Origin of the sequence: Pseudomonas sp. PA-1-3F (assembly GCF_021609665.1) — a bacterium.
Classification (GTDB): domain Bacteria; phylum Pseudomonadota; class Gammaproteobacteria; order Pseudomonadales; family Pseudomonadaceae; genus Aquipseudomonas; species Aquipseudomonas paracarnis.
In genome coordinates, this window is record NZ_WJZD01000036.1 from 45322 (window position 1) to 61752 (window position 16431).

Consider the following 16431-nt stretch of genomic DNA (forward strand, 5'->3'; position numbering starts at 1 on the left):
ATAATCCTCGGCTTGTTTTTTGCCCGCCAAGACCTTCAGTGGATAGGGTGTTATGTCCGGAAAAGCGCAACAGCAGTCTCGTATCAAAGAGTTGATACTTCTTGGTCGTGAGCAGGGTTACCTGACTTACGCGGAGGTCAACGACCACCTGCCTGAGGATATTTCAGATCCTGAGCAGGTGGAAGACATCATCCGCATGATTAACGACATGGGGATCAACGTATTCGAAGTCGCGCCAGATAAGGATTCCCTTATGCTGGCCGACGCTGATACCGACGAGGCCGCCGCTGAGGAAGCTGCTGCCGCGCTGGCTGCAGTAGAGACCGATATCGGCCGCACGACAGACCCTGTGCGCATGTATATGCGCGAAATGGGTACCGTCGAGCTGCTGACACGCGAAGGCGAGATCGAAATCGCCAAGCGTATCGAAGAGGGTATCCGTGAAGTGATGGGCGCCATTGCGCACTTCCCTGGCACGGTTGACCACATTCTCGCCGAGTACACCCGCGTCACCACCGAAGGTGGCCGCCTGTCCGACGTCCTGAGCGGTTATATCGACCCGGACGACGGCATTGCGCCGCCTGCCGCCGAAGTACCGCCGCCTGTTGATGCGAAAGCCGCAAAAGCGGACGACGACTCCGACGACGACGAAGCTGAAAGCAGCGACGACGAAGAAGAAGCCGAAAGCGGTCCAGACCCGGTCATCGCGGCCCAGCGCTTCGGTGCGGTTTCCGATCAAATGGAAATCACCCGCAAGGCCCTGAAGAAGCACGGTCGCGGCAACAAGCAGGCAATTGCCGAGCTGGTGGCCCTGGCTGAGCTGTTCATGCCGATCAAGCTGGTGCCCAAGCAATTCGAAGGCCTGGTTGAGCGTGTTCGCAGTGCTCTTGAGCGTCTGCGTGCCCAAGAGCGTGCGATCATGCAGCTCTGTGTGCGTGATGCGCGCATGCCGCGTACCGATTTCCTGCGCCAGTTCCCGGGCAACGAAGTTGACGAAAGCTGGAGCGACGCACTGGCCAAGGGCAAGGCGAAATACGCCGAAGCCATAGGTCGCCTGCAGCCCGATATCATCCGTTGCCAGCAGAAGCTGACCGCGCTTGAGACCGAAACCGGCCTGACGATTGCAGAAATCAAAGACATCAACCGTCGCATGTCGATCGGTGAGGCCAAGGCCCGCCGCGCGAAAAAAGAGATGGTTGAAGCGAACTTGCGTCTGGTGATCTCCATCGCCAAGAAGTACACCAACCGTGGCCTGCAGTTCCTTGATCTGATCCAGGAAGGCAACATCGGCTTGATGAAGGCGGTGGACAAGTTCGAATACCGTCGCGGCTACAAGTTCTCGACTTATGCCACCTGGTGGATCCGTCAGGCGATCACTCGCTCGATCGCCGACCAGGCCCGCACCATCCGTATTCCGGTGCACATGATCGAGACCATCAACAAGCTCAACCGAATTTCCCGGCAGATGTTGCAGGAAATGGGTCGCGAACCGACTCCGGAAGAGCTGGGCGAACGCATGGAAATGCCTGAGGATAAAATCCGCAAGGTATTGAAGATCGCTAAAGAGCCGATCTCCATGGAAACGCCGATTGGTGATGACGAAGACTCCCATCTGGGCGACTTCATCGAAGACTCGACCATGCAGTCGCCAATCGATGTCGCCACTGTTGAGAGCTTGAAAGAAGCGACTCGCGACGTACTGTCCGGCCTCACTGCCCGTGAAGCCAAGGTACTGCGCATGCGTTTCGGCATCGACATGAATACCGACCACACCCTTGAGGAAGTCGGTAAGCAGTTTGACGTGACCCGTGAGCGGATCCGTCAGATCGAAGCCAAGGCGCTGCGCAAGTTGCGCCACCCGACGCGAAGCGAGCATCTGCGCTCCTTCCTCGACGAGTGATACCAGAACCCCCGGCCCAGGCCGGGGGTTTTGCTTTCTACCGATTGCTTTGACAGATTAACTGCCCCGCACCACCCCACCCTCGCAATGCCCGTCTACACTCGAGACATTCCCCGTGCCATAACGAGACCGTTATGCCCAGATTGCCGACCGTGATACTGCTGTCGCTGCTGACCTGGACCGCAACGGCTGGCGCGTTGACTCTTACGGATGATGAGCGTAGCTGGTTGGCGGACCATCAGGAGCTGCGCCTAGGCGTGGATGCGTCTTGGCCACCTTTTGAATATCGCGATGAAAATGGCCGATATCAGGGCTTGGCAGCCGATTACGTACGCCTGCTCCAGGACCGCCTGGGTGTGCGTATCAAACTGATCGAACCGGTTAACTGGACCGCGGTGCTTGAACAAGCCCGCAATAATCAGCTCGACCTGCTGCCGGGCATCATGTCCACCCCCGAACGCCAAAACTTCCTGGCGTTCACACGCCCCTATCTCGACTTTCCCATCGTCATCCTGGCCCATGAAGGCGGCGCGAAACCACGCAGCCTCAAGGATTTGTACGGGCTTAAAATTGCCGTGGTGGAAAACTACGCGCCCCATGAATTGCTCCGCACTCACCATCCGGACCTGAATCTGGTCGCCCTGCCCAACGTCAGTTCGACGCTGCAAGCCCTGGCCACCGATGAAGTGGATGCCGTTGTCGGCGACCTCGCCTCCAGCGTCTGGAGCCTGCGCCAACTCAAGCTCGACGGCCTGTACGTCAGCGGCGAAACGCCCTACCGCTACCAACTGGCGATGGGTGTCCCGCGGGATGAAAAAATCCTGGTGGGCATCCTGGACAAAGTCCTCGCCGACCTCAGCTCAGCCGAAACGGATGCAATCCAGCAACATTGGGTCGGCAGCTTCACTGATCACCGCACCTTCTGGGCTGACCTACTCACGTACGGCCTGCCAGCGGTGCTGCTGTTGAGTACGGTACTGGCGATCGTCATTCGGATCAATCGCCGGCTCAGCTCGGAAATTTCCCGCCGGGTCGCCCTTGAGCAAGAATTGCGTAGCAGCGAGTACCACTATCGCGGCTTGGTGGAGAGCTTGTCCGCCATTGCCTGGGAAGCAAGCATCAGCGATTTCACCTACAGCTATGTGTCGCCCCATGCCGAAGACCTGCTCGGCTATCCCCGCGCCCATTGGCTGATTCCAGGCTTCTGGCGCAACATCATCCATCCCGCTGACCTGACCCGCGCCGAGGCCTATTGCTATCGGGAAACTCGAGCCAACCGTGATCACAGTATTGATTACCGGGTCATCACCGCCGATGGCCGCTGCCTGTGGGTACGCGACATTGTCAGCCTGATCGAACACGGCCACGAGCCAGTGCTGCGCGGCCTGATGATCGACATCAGCGAAGCCAAGCGCACCGAGGAAGCCCTGCAACTGTCCGAGCAGAAATTTGCCTCGGTGTTTCAGCAGTGTCCGGACATCCTGGTGATTGCTCGGTTGTCTGATGGTTGTTTGCTGGAGGTCAACAAGGCATTCGAGGACCAGATTGGCCTGAGCTTTGATGAGGTCGTGGGCAAAACCGCCTCAGATCTGAATATATGGGGCATTCAGGGCGTCGGTCCGGATTTGCTGCAGCGGGTACAGACCACCAGTATCCGTAACCTGGAAATGTCCTTTCTGCGCAGCAATGGCCAGGCCTTTACCGGGCTGATCTCAGCCGAGCCATTCCAACTCGACACCACCGAAGCCTTGGTGGTGGTGGTGCGGGACATCACCCAGCTCAAGGAAACCCAACAGCGACTGCAAACCTCCGAAGAAAAGTTTGCCAAAGCCTTCCATGCCTCCCCAGATGGCTTACTGCTAAGCCGCCAGAGCGACGGCCTGCTGATCGAAGTTAACGAGGGTTTCAGCCACCTGACCGGCTTCACCAGCGCCTCTTCACTCGACCAATCAGCTTTGGACCTGGGCATCTGGGTCGACCTCAACGAACGCAAGCACATGCTGGAATTGATGCAGCGCGACGGCTTTGTCCGCGATTTCATCTGTCATATCCGTCGTGCCGATGGCCAGATTCGCCTCTGCGAAGTGTCCAGCCGCCCACTGCCGATTGGCGACGAAGACTGCATGCTGACCATCGCCCGGGACATCACCGAACGCCAGTTGATGCAGGAAAAACTGCAGCAGGCCGCCACGGTGTTCGAAAGCACCGCCGAAGGCGTCTTGATCACCGACACACGACAGAACATCAGCGCCGTCAACCGCGCCTTCACGGAGATAACCGGCTACAGCGAGGTTGAAGCCCTTGGCCATACCCCGCGCTTGCTCGCCTCCGGCCTGCACGACAGCGCGTTCTATGCGGCAATGTGGCACCAGTTGACGACCCATGGCCACTGGCAAGGAGAGATCTCCAACCGCCGCAAGAACGGCGAGGTGTATCCGAGCTGGCTGACCATCAGCGCTGTGCGTAACCGCGAGCAATTGGTCACGCACTTCGTTGCTGTGTTTGCCGACATCTCCAGCCTCAAGCTGGCCCAGGCCCGCCTGGATTATCAGGCCCACCACGACCCATTGACTGGCCTGCCCAACCGCACCTTGTTTGAAAACCGGTTGCAGGCCGCACTCAACGGCCAGCAGGAAAGTGGTAAACAGGGCGCGGTGCTGTTTCTCGACCTCGACCGCTTCAAGCACATCAACGACAGCCTCGGCCACCCGGTCGGCGACCTGCTGCTCAAAGACATCGCCGTACGCCTCAAGGAACAGTTGCGGGACGTGGACACCGTTGCTCGCTTGGGCGGCGACGAATTCATCATCCTGCTGCCCGGCTTGCAACAGGCCAGCGACGCCCAGCACTTGGCGAACAAACTGCTCGACTGTTTTACCCCGCCATTCCAGGCCGGCGAGCATGAGTTCTTCATAAGCGCGAGTATCGGCACCAGTCTGTATCCGCAAGACGGTACCGACGTCGCCACCCTGGTCAAAAATGCCGACGCCGCGATGTATCGCTCCAAAGCCAAGGGGCGCAACCGGGTCGAGCGCTACACCCGCGACCTGACCGCCCAGGCCAATGAACGCGTAGCGCTGGAGCACGAACTGCGCCGCGCCATCGAACGTGAAGAATTGAGCCTGTATTACCAACCCAAACGCAGCCTGGTCACCCAACAACTGATCGGCGCCGAAGCCTTGATCCGTTGGCACCACCCGACCTTGGGCGAGGTCCCGCCCGAGCACTTTATTGCCCTGGCCGAAGAGAACGGCATGATCCTGCAAATCGGCGACTGGGTACTGGAACAGGCGTGCCGGCAGTTGCACGCCTGGCAAGCGGCTTTCAAGGATTTCGGCCCACTGTCGGTCAACCTTGCAGGCGCGCAACTGCGTCACCCCAACCTGCTATCACGCATCGAACAACTGCTGCGCGATTACCACCTCGACCCCGGCTGCCTGCAGCTGGAGATCACCGAAAACTTCATCATGAGCCAAGCCGAAGAAGCACTGGCGGTGTTGCACCAACTCAAGCGCCTGGGTGTACAGCTGGCAATCGATGATTTCGGCACCGGCTACTCGTCCCTCAGCTACCTCAAACGCCTGCCCCTGGACTTCCTCAAGATCGATCAATCCTTCGTCCGCGGCTTGCCCGACGACCCTCACGATGCAGCCATCGTGCGCGCCATCATCGCCCTTGGCCACAGCATGCAATTCACCATCATCGCCGAAGGCGTGGAAACCCCGGCACAACAAGCATTCCTCGCAAGCGAGGGGTGTGAACAGATGCAAGGCTACATCGTCAGCCTGCCCCTGCCACCGGAGCTTTTTGCCGCCAGCTTCCTTCGTACACGGCACAAGGATTTTTCGGATGGCACAGTGAACAAACCATCGCTATAATCCGCGACCTACTGAGGGCCTATAGCTCAGTTGGTTAGAGCAGGGGACTCATAATCCCTTGGTCGTAGGTTCGAGTCCTACTGGGCCCACCATACTTAAAGCCGCGCACTGCGCGGCTTTTGCGTATCTGGCATCACGGTTCTTTCAGCCAGGCCAAGCCTGTACCATGCTTGCCCATTGCCCCCGCACCGGAGCCCCCCTTGCCCGTCCTAGACGAAATCGACCGCCAACTGATCGCCGCCCTGCAGCTCAACGCCCGTGAAAGCGTGGCCATGCTCGCCAGGCAGTTGGGCATCGCCCGCACCACCGTCACGTCGCGTCTGGCCCGCCTGGAGAAAACCCAGGTCATCACCGGTTACGGCGTGCGCCTGGGCCAGCGCGTTGCGGATGGTGGGTTGCAGGCTTACGTGGGCGTTACCGTGCAACCCCGCTCCGGCAAAGAGGTATTGCGCAGGCTGAGCGCCATGGCGCAAGTGCAGCAGCTGTGCGCGGTGAGTGGGGAGTTCGATTACGTGGCTTGGCTGCGCACCGATTCGCCGGAGCAACTGGACCAATTGCTGGACCAGATCGGCAGTGTCGACGGCGTGGAGAAAACCACCACCTCGATCATCCTCAGTAACAAATTGGATCGCGGACAACCAATCTGACCGCTTAACTCGTCACATTGACTAAAACTAGCGCAATCCGACGACATATTGCGCCTTATTAACGCGCGCAACGTTCCCTAAACTGGCTGCCATCTTTTCCTATACTCAACGGGCCCTCCTCCCGCCGAGCCGTCAGTAAGGTCAGCCATGAGCATTCCGTCCAGCACTCTCAGCAAGCCCAATCGCCACCCGGGCGATGGCAAGAAACCCATCACCATCTTCGGCCCGGATTTCCCGTTTGCCTTTGATGACTGGATCGAACACCCCGCCGGGCTGGGCAGTATTCCTGCGGCTAATCACGGCGCCGAAGTGGCGATCGTCGGCGCCGGGATCGCGGGCCTGGTGGCGGCCTACGAGCTGATGAAACTCGGGCTCAAGCCCGTGGTGTATGAAGCCTCGAAGATGGGTGGCCGCTTGCGCTCGCAGGCCTTTGAAGGCGCCGAAGGCATCATCGCCGAGCTGGGCGGCATGCGGTTCCCGGTGTCGTCCACGGCGTTCTACCATTACGTGGACAAACTGGGACTGGAAACCAAGCCCTTTCCCAACCCGCTGACGCCGGCGTCTGGCAGCACTGTGATCGATCTGGAAGGCCAGACTCACTACGCGCAAAAACTTTCCGATTTACCGGCACTGTTCCAGGAAGTCGCCGATGCCTGGGCCGACGCCTTGGAGGCCGGTTCGCAGTTCGGCGATATCCAGCAGGCAATCCGCGACCGCGACGTGCCACGGCTCAAGGAACTGTGGAACAAGCTCGTGCCGCTGTGGGATGACCGTACCTTCTACGACTTCGTCGCCACCTCCAAAGCCTTCGCCAAATTGTCCTTCCACCACCGCGAGGTGTTTGGCCAGGTCGGTTTCGGCACCGGCGGCTGGGACTCGGACTTCCCCAACTCCATGCTGGAAATCTTCCGCGTGGTGATGACCAACTGCGATGATCATCAACACTTGATCGTCGGTGGCGTGGCACAAGTGCCCATGGGCATCTGGCGCCATGTGCCGGAACGCTGCGCCCACTGGCCGGCCGGCACCAGCCTGAGCTCGTTGCATAGAGGTGCACCACGGGCCGGCGTGAAGCGCATTGCCCACGCCGCCGATGGCCGTTTCGCCGTTACCGACAACTATGGCGACACCCGTGAATACGCGGCGGTGCTGACCACCTGCCAAAGCTGGCTGCTGACCACCCAGATCGAATGCGACGAAACCCTGTTCTCACAAAAAATGTGGATGGCCCTGGATCGCACTCGCTACATGCAGTCCTCGAAAACCTTCGTGATGGTTGATCGCCCATTCTGGAAAGACAAAGACCCGCAAACCGGGCGCGACCTGATGAGCATGACCCTCACCGACCGCCTTACCCGTGGCACCTACCTGTTCGATAACGGTGACGACAAGCCGGGGGTGATCTGCCTGTCCTACTCGTGGATGAGCGACGCGCTGAAGATGCTGCCCCAGCCCATCGACAAGCGGGTGAAACTGGCCCTGGATGCACTGAAGAAGATCTACCCCAAAGTCGACATCAAGGCGCGCATCATCGGCGACCCGATCACCGTATCCTGGGAGGCCGATCCGCATTTCCTCGGGGCCTTCAAAGGTGCCTTGCCCGGTCACTATCGTTACAACCAACGGATGTATGCGCACTTCATGCAGAAGGATATGCCCGCCGAACAACGCGGGATATTCATCGCGGGTGATGATGTATCGTGGACGCCTGCCTGGGTCGAAGGCGCGGTACAAACCTCGCTCAACGCGGTATGGGGCATCATGAACCACTTCGGTGGCAGCACCCACCCGGAGAACCCAGGCCCAGGCGACGTGTTCGATGAAATAGGGCCAATCGCCCTGGCAGAATAAGGAGTTGAGCATGCGTGTCGCCCTGTACCAATGTCCGCCGCTGCCGCTGGATGTGGCCGCCAACCTGCAGCGCCTGCATCAACTGGCCCATGAGGCACACGGCGCCGATGTGCTGGTGCTGCCAGAGATGTTCCTCACCGGCTATAACATTGGCGCCGAAGCCGTTGGCGCACTGGCCGAGGCACAGGATGGGCCATCGGCGCAGGCGATTGCCGAACTGGCGCAAAGTGCCGGGCTGGCGATCCTGTATGGCTACCCGGAACGGGCCGAAGACGGCCAGGTCTACAACGCCGTGCAGTTGATCGACGCCCTGGGCACGCGCCTGTGCAACTACCGCAAGACCCACTTGTTTGGCGATCTTGACCATTCGATGTTCAGCGCCGGCCCCGATGATTTTCCGGTGGTGGAATTGAACGGTTGGAAGGTGGGCATGCTGATTTGCTACGACCTGGAGTTTCCGGAAAACACCCGGCGCCTGGCCCTCGCCGGTGCCGAACTGATTCTGGTGCCCACCGCCAATATGGTGCCGTTCGACTTTGTTGCCGACGTCACCGTGCGGGCGCGAGCCTTTGAAAACCAGTGTTTTGTGGCCTATGCCAACTACTGCGGGCACGAAGGCGAGATTCACTACTGCGGGCAAAGCAGCATTGCCGCGCCGGACGGCCAGCGAATTGCCCAGGCCGGCCTGGATGAAGCCTTGATCGTCGGCACCCTGAATCACCAATCTATTGTCGACGCCCGCGTCGCCAACCACTATCTGCAAGACCGTCGCGCCGAACTCTACGGCGCACTGCACAAGCCCTGACCCATTGGGTTTGCTAGCATAGGCACTTCCCACGCCTCGGAAGTGCCCATGCCTGCGCCGGTTCACCCTCATCCCCTTCACCTGACCCTCGCCAATGGCCTGCGGGTTTGCCTGCGCCATGCGCCACGCTTGAAACGCTGCGCCGCCGTTTTACACGTGGCTGCCGGCAGCCATGACGTGCCATTGGCCTGGCCTGGGCTGGCGCATTTTCTTGAGCACTTGTTGTTTCTCGGTACCGAGCGTTTTCCAGCCGGCGAAGGGCTGATGGCCTACGTGCAGCGCCACGGTGGGCAGGTCAACGCCAGCACCCGTGAGCGCACCACCGAGTTCTTCTTTGAACTGCCGGTGCCGGTTTTTGCAGACGGGCTGGCGCGTTTGGCGGATATGCTGGCTCACCCGCGCCTGGCCCTCGACGATCAACAACGTGAACGCGAAGTGCTGGAGGCGGAGTTCATCGCCTGGTCCCAGGATGCCAAGGCCCAACAGCAAGTGGCGCTGCTGCAAGGCTTGGCGGCGGATCATCCCCTGCGCGGTTTTCATGCCGGCAACCGCGACAGCCTGCCGGTGGAAAGCGACGACTTTCAGCATGCCTTGCGAGGGTTCCATACACGCTTTTATCAAAGCGGGCAGATGACCTTGAGCCTCGCCGGTCCACAATCGCTGGCCGACCTGCAGGCCTTGGCCCAGCAGTTCAGTGACCAACTGACGCCCGGCCCATTGCACCCGCAGGCCGCTCCACCGGCCTTGATGCATGGCCCGGCACACCGTTATCAGCACGTCGCCGGCCAACACCTGCATCAGGTCATTACCTGTAACGCGCCACGGGAAGCGCTGGCGTTTCTCTGCACCTGGCTCAACGCCTCGGCCGCCGGTGGGTTGCTCGCCGAGCTGCAAGCACGACGACTGGCCACCGCGCTGCAGGCGTCCGTGCTGTACCAATTCGCGGATCAAGCCGTGCTGGATATCCACTTCACTCTCGGCAGCGCGCGCGAACCGGCCACGTCGATCGAAGAGTTGCTGCACGACTGGCTGAGTTTCTTCGCACACAGCGACTGGACAGCATTACGCGAAGAGTTCGCCTTGCTCAATGCTCGCCAGCAACAGGTCCAAGGCGCCCTGGCGTTGGCGCGCAACGATGCCCAAGACCTGTCGGAACAAGGCGCCGCAGCCCTCAAGGCCATGCTCGATTCACTGCACCTGCCCGCCTCCCGGCACCTTTGGCAACTGCCGCCCAATAACCCTTTGCTTCGTGCGCCCGCCAAGGAAGAACGCGCCGGCCTGATTCGCGGCCAAACCAGCGCCCACCGTGGCTTGCGTACCTTTGCCCAGGATCGCTCACGGGGCCGACGGGAGCTGTCAGCGTTGACCTTCAGCCAGGCGTTGGCGGATGACACTGGGGAAGGCGCGCTATACCTGCACTGGCGGTTTGACTCGGCGGTACCCACCGGGCTGGAAAGCCTGTTGCGGCCTTTGTGCGAACAAGCACGGCAGGCGGGCGTCGAGTTGTCTTGCGAAACGATCGCCACTGACTGGCTGGTGAAGATGCACGGCCTCCACGAGCCCATGCCGGCGGTGCTCGAAGCGTTGGCGCGGTGTCTGAGTAACTCGGATGAACCTTTGCCACCGACCGCTCCCGTGCCGATGATCGCCATCCGGGAACTGCTCAAGGCGTTGCCCGCTTGCTGCGCGGGTGTTCAGCCCCAGCCTCAGGAGACAACAGCATCATGGGCTACCGCGCGCTGGCAGGCGCTGGGCGCTGGCCTACCCCCCACCAGTGAAGCCGCGATCAAAGCCGCAGCGGCCCGGCTGCCTGGGCAACCGGCAAGCGTGCCTTATACACCTCACGTCCTTGACGGACAAAAGCGCTGGCACGCAGTCAGCACCGAATCCAGCGAAGCAGCGCTACTGTTATTCTGCCCGACGCCGACTCAATCCCTAGCCGATGAAGCCAACTGGCGGTTGCTCGGGCACGTGCTCCAGGGGCCGTTCTACCAGCGCTTGAGAGTCGAACTGCAAATCGGCTACGCCGTGTTCAGCGGCATCCGACAGATCAACGGCCAAACAGGCCTGTTGTTTGGGGTGCAGTCGCCCACCATCTCCCTAGACGGCATCGTCCAACAGTTGCAGGCCTTCCTGGGGCAACTGCCGTCGTTGATCGAGCGCAGTCCCGACTTGGGTAACCAGGCCCTCGCACAGCAGTTCGCGGCCCAGACGCTGCCTATCAACGAAGCTGCCGACTTGCTCTGGCATGCGCACCTGGCAGGCCATTCGTCGGGTTATCTGGATCAGCTTCAACAGTTGATCCAAGCGTGCACGCGCGAGGATGTGCAGCGCGCCGCGCAACGACTCAATGACGCCGCAGGCGGCTGGCAATGCGTGGCCAACGGGCCGCGCATCAGCGACGACTGGCAAGCAGCGCCGTGATCGTTGCCAACCCTGCAACAGGCTTTCTCCACCGAGACAGCGCTAACTTGAATAAAATTGCGTAACATTGCGCAGCAATATCTGAACATCTCCAATGGGAGGTGGACTATATGTATTACTTGGTAGTGAACGTCCCATCCCTTGATAGGAGTAAGAATATGACCTGGTCCAAACCTGCTTACACTGATCTGCGTATTGGTTTCGAAGTCACCATGTACTTCGCCAGCCGTTAATTGGCTGAGTGACACAACGCCTCGGTTCGCCCGGGGCGTTTTTGTTTTGAGCTGTGCTTGATGGAGCGATCATGTTTGTCCAGATTCTAGGTTCCGCCGCCGGCGGTGGCTTCCCGCAGTGGAACTGCAACTGCGTGAACTGCGCAGGTTTTCGCGATGGCAGCCTGCGGGCCCAGGCGCGTACCCAGTCATCCATCGCGATCTCCGACAATGGCGTGAATTGGGTGCTCTGCAATGCCTCGCCGGATATCCGCGCACAACTCCAGGGCTTTGCGCCCATGCAACCGGGCCGCGCCCTGCGCGATACCGGCATCAGCGCAATCATCCTGATGGACAGCCAGATCGACCATACCACTGGCCTGCTGAGCCTGCGCGAAGGCTGCCCGCACCAGGTGTGGTGCACCGACATGGTCCACGAAGACCTGAGCACCGGTTTCCCGTTGTTCACCATGCTGACCCACTGGAACGGTGGCCTGGCCTGGAACCGCATCGAGTTGGACGCCAGCTTCACCATCCCGGCGTGCCCCAACCTGCGCTTCACCCCGCTGCCGTTGCGCAGCGCCGCACCACCCTATTCGCCGCACCGTTTCGACCCGCACCCCGGTGACAACATTGGCCTAATCGTCGAAGACCTGCGCACCAACGGCAAATTGTTCTACGCCCCGGGCCTGGGCAAGATCGACGCACCGCTGCTGGACATCATGGCCGGCAGTGACTGTCTGCTGGTTGACGGCACGATGTGGGACGACGATGAAATGCAGCGCCGTGGCGTCGGCACCCGCACCGGGCGTGAGATGGGCCACCTGGCACAGAACGGCCCCGGCGGCATGCTTGAAGTGCTGGAGCAACTGCCCAAACAGCGCAAAGTGCTTATCCACATCAACAACACCAACCCGATCCTCGATGAAGACTCCCCCGAGCGAGCGGAGCTGGTGCGGCGCAATGTCGAAGTGGCTTACGACGGCATGAGCATTGAATTGTAGGAGCGATAGAAATGACCGACACACCGTTGAGCAAGGCTGAGTTCGAAGCAGCCCTGCGCGCCAAGGGCGCCTTCTACCATATCCATCACCCTTACCATGTGGCGATGTACGAAGGCCGCGCCAGCCGTGAGCAGATCCAGGGTTGGGTCGCCAATCGCTTCTACTATCAGGTGAATATCCCGCTGAAAGACGCGGCGATCCTGGCCAACTGCCCAGACCGTGAAATCCGTCGCGAATGGATCCAGCGCCTGCTCGACCATGACGGCGCGCCCGGTGAAGACGGCGGTATCGAAGCCTGGCTGCGCCTGGGCCAGGCCGTGGGCCTGGACCCCGATCAACTGCGCTCCCAGGAGTTGGTGCTGCCCGGCGTACGCTTCGCCGTGGACGCCTATGTCAACTTCGCCCGCCGCGCCAGCTGGCAGGAAGCCGCCAGCAGCTCGCTGACCGAGCTGTTCGCGCCGCAAATCCACCAGTCGCGCCTCGACAGTTGGCCCCAGCATTACCCGTGGATCGACCCGGCCGGTTACGAGTACTTCCGCACACGACTGGGCCAGGCCCGTCGCGATGTGGAACACGGCTTGGAGATCACCCTGCAGCACTACACCACCCGCGAGGGGCAGGAGCGCATGCTGGAAATTCTCCAGTTCAAACTGGACATCCTCTGGAGCATGCTGGACGCCATGAGCATGGCCTATGAACTCAAACGCCCGCCGTATCACAGCGTGACCGAACAGCGGGTATGGCATAAAGGGATCACCCTATGAGCTTTGATCGCAGCAAAAAACCGACCTGGCGCCAGGGCTATCGCTACCAGTACGAGCCTGCTCAGAAAGGCCACGTGTTGCTCTACCCCGAAGGCATGATCAAGCTCAACGACAGCGCCGCATTGATCGGTGGCCTGATCGACGGCGAGCGCGACGTTGCGGCAATCATTGCCGAGCTGGATAAGCAGTTCCCCGGTGTGCCAGAGCTGAGTGACGACATCGAGCAATTCATGGAGGTCGCCCGTGCTGAGCACTGGATCACCCTTGCCTGAAAAGCCAGCCATAGGCCTGCCTCTGTGGCTGCTGGCCGAGCTGACCTATCGCTGCCCGCTGCAGTGCCCGTATTGCTCCAACCCGCTGGATTTCGCCGAGCAGGGCAAAGAGCTGAGCACCGAACAATGGATCAAGGTATTTCGCGAAGCCCGTGAAATGGGTGCTGCGCAGTTGGGTTTTTCCGGCGGCGAGCCGCTGGTGCGCCAGGACTTGGCCGAACTGATCGGCGAGGCTCGCAAGCTGGGTTTCTACACCAACCTGATCACCTCTGGCATCGGCCTCACCGAACAAAAAATCAGCGACTTCAAGAAAGCCGGCCTGGACCATATCCAGATCAGCTTCCAGGCCAGTGACGAACAGGTGAACAACCTGCTGGCCGGCTCCAAAAAAGCCTTCGCGCAAAAACTGGAAATGGCCCGAGCGGTGAAAGCCCACGGCTACCCGATGGTGCTGAACTTCGTCACCCATCGCCACAATATCGACAAGATCGACCGCATCATCGAACTGTGCATTGCGCTGGAAGCGGATTTCGTCGAACTCGCTACCTGCCAGTTCTACGGCTGGGCACAGCTCAACCGCGTGGGCTTGCTGCCCACCCGCGAGCAGTTGGTGCGCGCCGAACGCATCACCAATGAATACCGCGCCAAACTGGAAGCCGAAGGCCACCCCTGCAAGCTGATCTTCGTGACACCGGATTATTACGAGGAGCGCCCCAAAGCCTGCATGAATGGCTGGGGCAGCATCTTCCTGACAGTCACACCCGACGGCACCGCCCTGCCCTGTCACGGCGCGAGGCAGATGCCCGTGCAGTTTCCCAATGTGCGCGACCACAGCATGCAGCACATCTGGTACGACTCGTTTGGCTTCAATCGCTTTCGTGGTTACGACTGGATGCCTGAGCCATGCCGTTCATGCGACGAAAAAGAAAAGGACTTCGGCGGCTGCCGTTGCCAGGCCTTCATGCTCACTGGTGACGCCAGTAATGCCGACCCTGTATGCAGCAAATCCGAGCAGCACGGCATCATCCTGCAAGCGCGGGAAGAGGCCGAACATGCCACCCAGACCATCGAGCAACTGGCTTTTCGCAATGAGCGCAACTCAAGGCTCATAGCAAAAGGCTGAGGGCCTCAACGCTTGGCGATGATGTACACCGCGTGGATGATGCCAGGGAAGTAACCGCACAGGGTCAGCAGGATATTCAGCCAGAATGCACCGCCGAAACCTACTTGCAGGAACACACCCAATGGCGGCAGCAGAATGGCGATGATGATACGAATGATGTCCATGGGTCAGCTCCAGAAAATCGGCTCGTGTGAGCCGTGTAGCTAATCGACCTTGGCGGTTCGTGAGGGTTCAGTGGATTCTGGCATTGGGCCATCTCATGCCAGATCTCCAGCCATCTTTTCAAACTACAAATTAACCAGACAAAAAAACGCCCCCAGCCAAAAGAGTCAGGCTGGAGGCGCCGCGTATGCCGCGAGACGGTTCAGGAAACTGGGGTCACACCGCGATGCCCTTGCGGCATTGCACTTGAGCGGTACGCACCCGAGAAAAGGCGCGGGCAAGCCGAAGAAGCATTTCGTCGATATGGGTTTTGCTGATGTTCAGCGCAGGGGTAAAGCGCAGGCAGTCAGGTTGCGCGGCAGTGAGAATCAAGCCTTCGTGCAGCGCGGCCTTGACCACTGCAGCGGCGCAACCGTCCGACAGTGTCAGGCCCCAAAGCAGCCCGTTGCCGCGCAAGGGCCCATGGCCGTAGCGATAGGCCAGGCGGGCAAGGCCTTCTGCCAGGTACAAGCCCGATTCACGTAGGTGCTCGAGAAAGCCGTTCTCCAATAAAGCGTCGAGTACTGCGATACCCGCAGATGCCATCAGTGCATTGCCATGATGTGTACCGTCCAGCTCGCCCGGTTCGAAGCAACAGGCAGTGCCACGCGCCAGCAGCGCCGCCAGGGGCACACCGCCGCCCAGGCCTTTGCCCAGGGCAATGATGTCGGCGCGCACGCCGTATTGCTGTTCGGCGAGCAGGCTGCCGCAGCGGCCGATACCGGTTTGCACTTCGTCGAAGATCAGCAGGATCCCGAGCTCACGACACAGGCGTTCGACGCCCTTGAGGTAATGTTCTGTCGCAGGGAGGACACCGCCGCCGCTTTGTATCGGCTCCAGCATGATGGCGACGGTCTGCGCATCGACCGCTGCATGCAGGGCCGGCAGATCGTTAAACGGCACTTGGCTGAAACCTGGCAACTGCGGTTCGAATCGGTTTTCGCAGGCCACAGCCGACGCCGACATCGCCCCCAGGCTCCGCCCATGACAGCCATTGTTTACGGTGATGATGTGGTAAGCGCCACCGCGATGCAGTTGGCCCCACTTGCGTGCCAACTTGATGGCCGCTTCACAGGCTTCGGCACCGCTGTTGAGCAAATAGGCCTGGTCGCTGCAGGTGTGGTGGCACAGACGATCGACAAGATCCAGTTGCGCGCGGTTGTGCAAACCCAGGCCAGGGTTGATCACGGTGTGCATCTGTTGGGCAATGGCGTCGCGTACGGCCTGGGGACTGTGACCCAGGCTGTTGGCCCCACCGCCTTGACTGAAATCCAGATAAGCGCGGTCGTCAGCGTCCGAAAGCCAGGAACCCTGCCCCTGTACAAACACCTGGGGCGGGCGGGCCACAGT

General features: G+C 60.4%; 13 protein-coding genes and 1 tRNA gene. 12 read left to right on the forward strand and 2 right to left on the reverse strand.

Annotation, left to right across the window (positions count from 1 at the left end; all coding sequences use genetic code 11):
* Positions 1-52 precede the first annotated feature (52 nt).
* From rpoD to pqqE, 12 genes are all read left to right on the forward strand, one after another.
* Complete coding sequence (gene rpoD / locus GIV26_RS22485) at positions 53-1900, forward strand: RNA polymerase sigma factor RpoD (protein ID WP_054896790.1); 1848 nt, start codon at positions 53-55, stop codon at positions 1898-1900.
* A 134-nt stretch (positions 1901-2034) separates the two neighbouring features.
* Positions 2035-5778: a bifunctional diguanylate cyclase/phosphodiesterase gene (locus GIV26_RS22490; protein WP_236282272.1), complete on the forward strand. Its 3744-nt coding sequence runs from the start codon at positions 2035-2037 to the stop codon at positions 5776-5778.
* A gap of 15 nt (positions 5779-5793) precedes the next feature.
* Positions 5794-5870, forward strand: a tRNA-Ile gene (locus tag GIV26_RS22495).
* A 108-nt stretch (positions 5871-5978) separates the two neighbouring features.
* On the forward strand, positions 5979-6425 hold the full coding sequence (locus tag GIV26_RS22500; protein ID WP_054896788.1) for an Lrp/AsnC family transcriptional regulator: 447 nt from the start codon (positions 5979-5981) through the stop codon (positions 6423-6425).
* A gap of 147 nt (positions 6426-6572) precedes the next feature.
* Positions 6573-8276 carry a flavin monoamine oxidase family protein gene (locus GIV26_RS22505; RefSeq protein WP_034128835.1) on the forward strand — a complete coding sequence of 568 codons (1704 nt, stop codon included), beginning with the start codon at positions 6573-6575 and terminating at the stop codon, positions 8274-8276.
* Positions 8277-8286: 10 nt separating this feature from the next.
* A complete protein-coding gene (locus GIV26_RS22510) occupies positions 8287-9081 on the forward strand; it encodes a carbon-nitrogen hydrolase family protein (protein ID WP_236282273.1) in 795 nt (264 codons plus the stop codon).
* A 48-nt stretch (positions 9082-9129) separates the two neighbouring features.
* Positions 9130-11505, forward strand: a complete 2376-nt coding sequence (pqqF, locus tag GIV26_RS22515) for a pyrroloquinoline quinone biosynthesis protein PqqF (RefSeq protein ID WP_236282275.1) — start codon at positions 9130-9132, stop codon at positions 11503-11505.
* A gap of 158 nt (positions 11506-11663) precedes the next feature.
* The gene (pqqA, locus tag GIV26_RS22520) at positions 11664-11738 is read left to right on the forward strand and encodes a pyrroloquinoline quinone precursor peptide PqqA (protein WP_003194766.1); all 75 of its coding nucleotides are present in this window, start codon (positions 11664-11666) and stop codon (positions 11736-11738) included.
* A 71-nt stretch (positions 11739-11809) separates the two neighbouring features.
* Positions 11810-12721 carry a pyrroloquinoline quinone biosynthesis protein PqqB gene (gene pqqB, locus GIV26_RS22525; protein WP_197900152.1) on the forward strand — a complete coding sequence of 304 codons (912 nt, stop codon included), beginning with the start codon at positions 11810-11812 and terminating at the stop codon, positions 12719-12721.
* A gap of 11 nt (positions 12722-12732) precedes the next feature.
* Positions 12733-13485 (forward strand): pyrroloquinoline-quinone synthase PqqC, encoded by a 753-nt coding sequence (gene pqqC, locus GIV26_RS22530; RefSeq protein WP_096144785.1) that lies wholly within the window; start codon positions 12733-12735, stop codon positions 13483-13485.
* Complete coding sequence (gene pqqD / locus GIV26_RS22535; protein WP_034128838.1) at positions 13482-13757, forward strand: pyrroloquinoline quinone biosynthesis peptide chaperone PqqD; 276 nt, start codon at positions 13482-13484, stop codon at positions 13755-13757. Before pqqC ends, pqqD begins: the two co-directional genes overlap by 4 nt.
* Complete coding sequence (gene pqqE / locus GIV26_RS22540) at positions 13750-14880, forward strand: pyrroloquinoline quinone biosynthesis protein PqqE (RefSeq protein WP_052200001.1); 1131 nt, start codon at positions 13750-13752, stop codon at positions 14878-14880. Before pqqD ends, pqqE begins: the two co-directional genes overlap by 8 nt.
* Before the next feature lie 5 nt (positions 14881-14885).
* Here pqqE and GIV26_RS22545 read toward each other — a convergent pair whose 3' ends face one another.
* Together GIV26_RS22545 and GIV26_RS22550 are read right to left on the reverse strand one after the other, a co-directional pair.
* The gene (locus GIV26_RS22545; protein ID WP_003194776.1) at positions 14886-15044 is read right to left on the reverse strand and encodes a YqaE/Pmp3 family membrane protein; all 159 of its coding nucleotides are present in this window, start codon (positions 15042-15044) and stop codon (positions 14886-14888) included.
* Positions 15045-15258: 214 nt separating this feature from the next.
* The coding region (locus GIV26_RS22550) for an aspartate aminotransferase family protein (protein ID WP_236282277.1) at positions 15259-16431 on the reverse strand (1173 nt) is incomplete at its 5' end.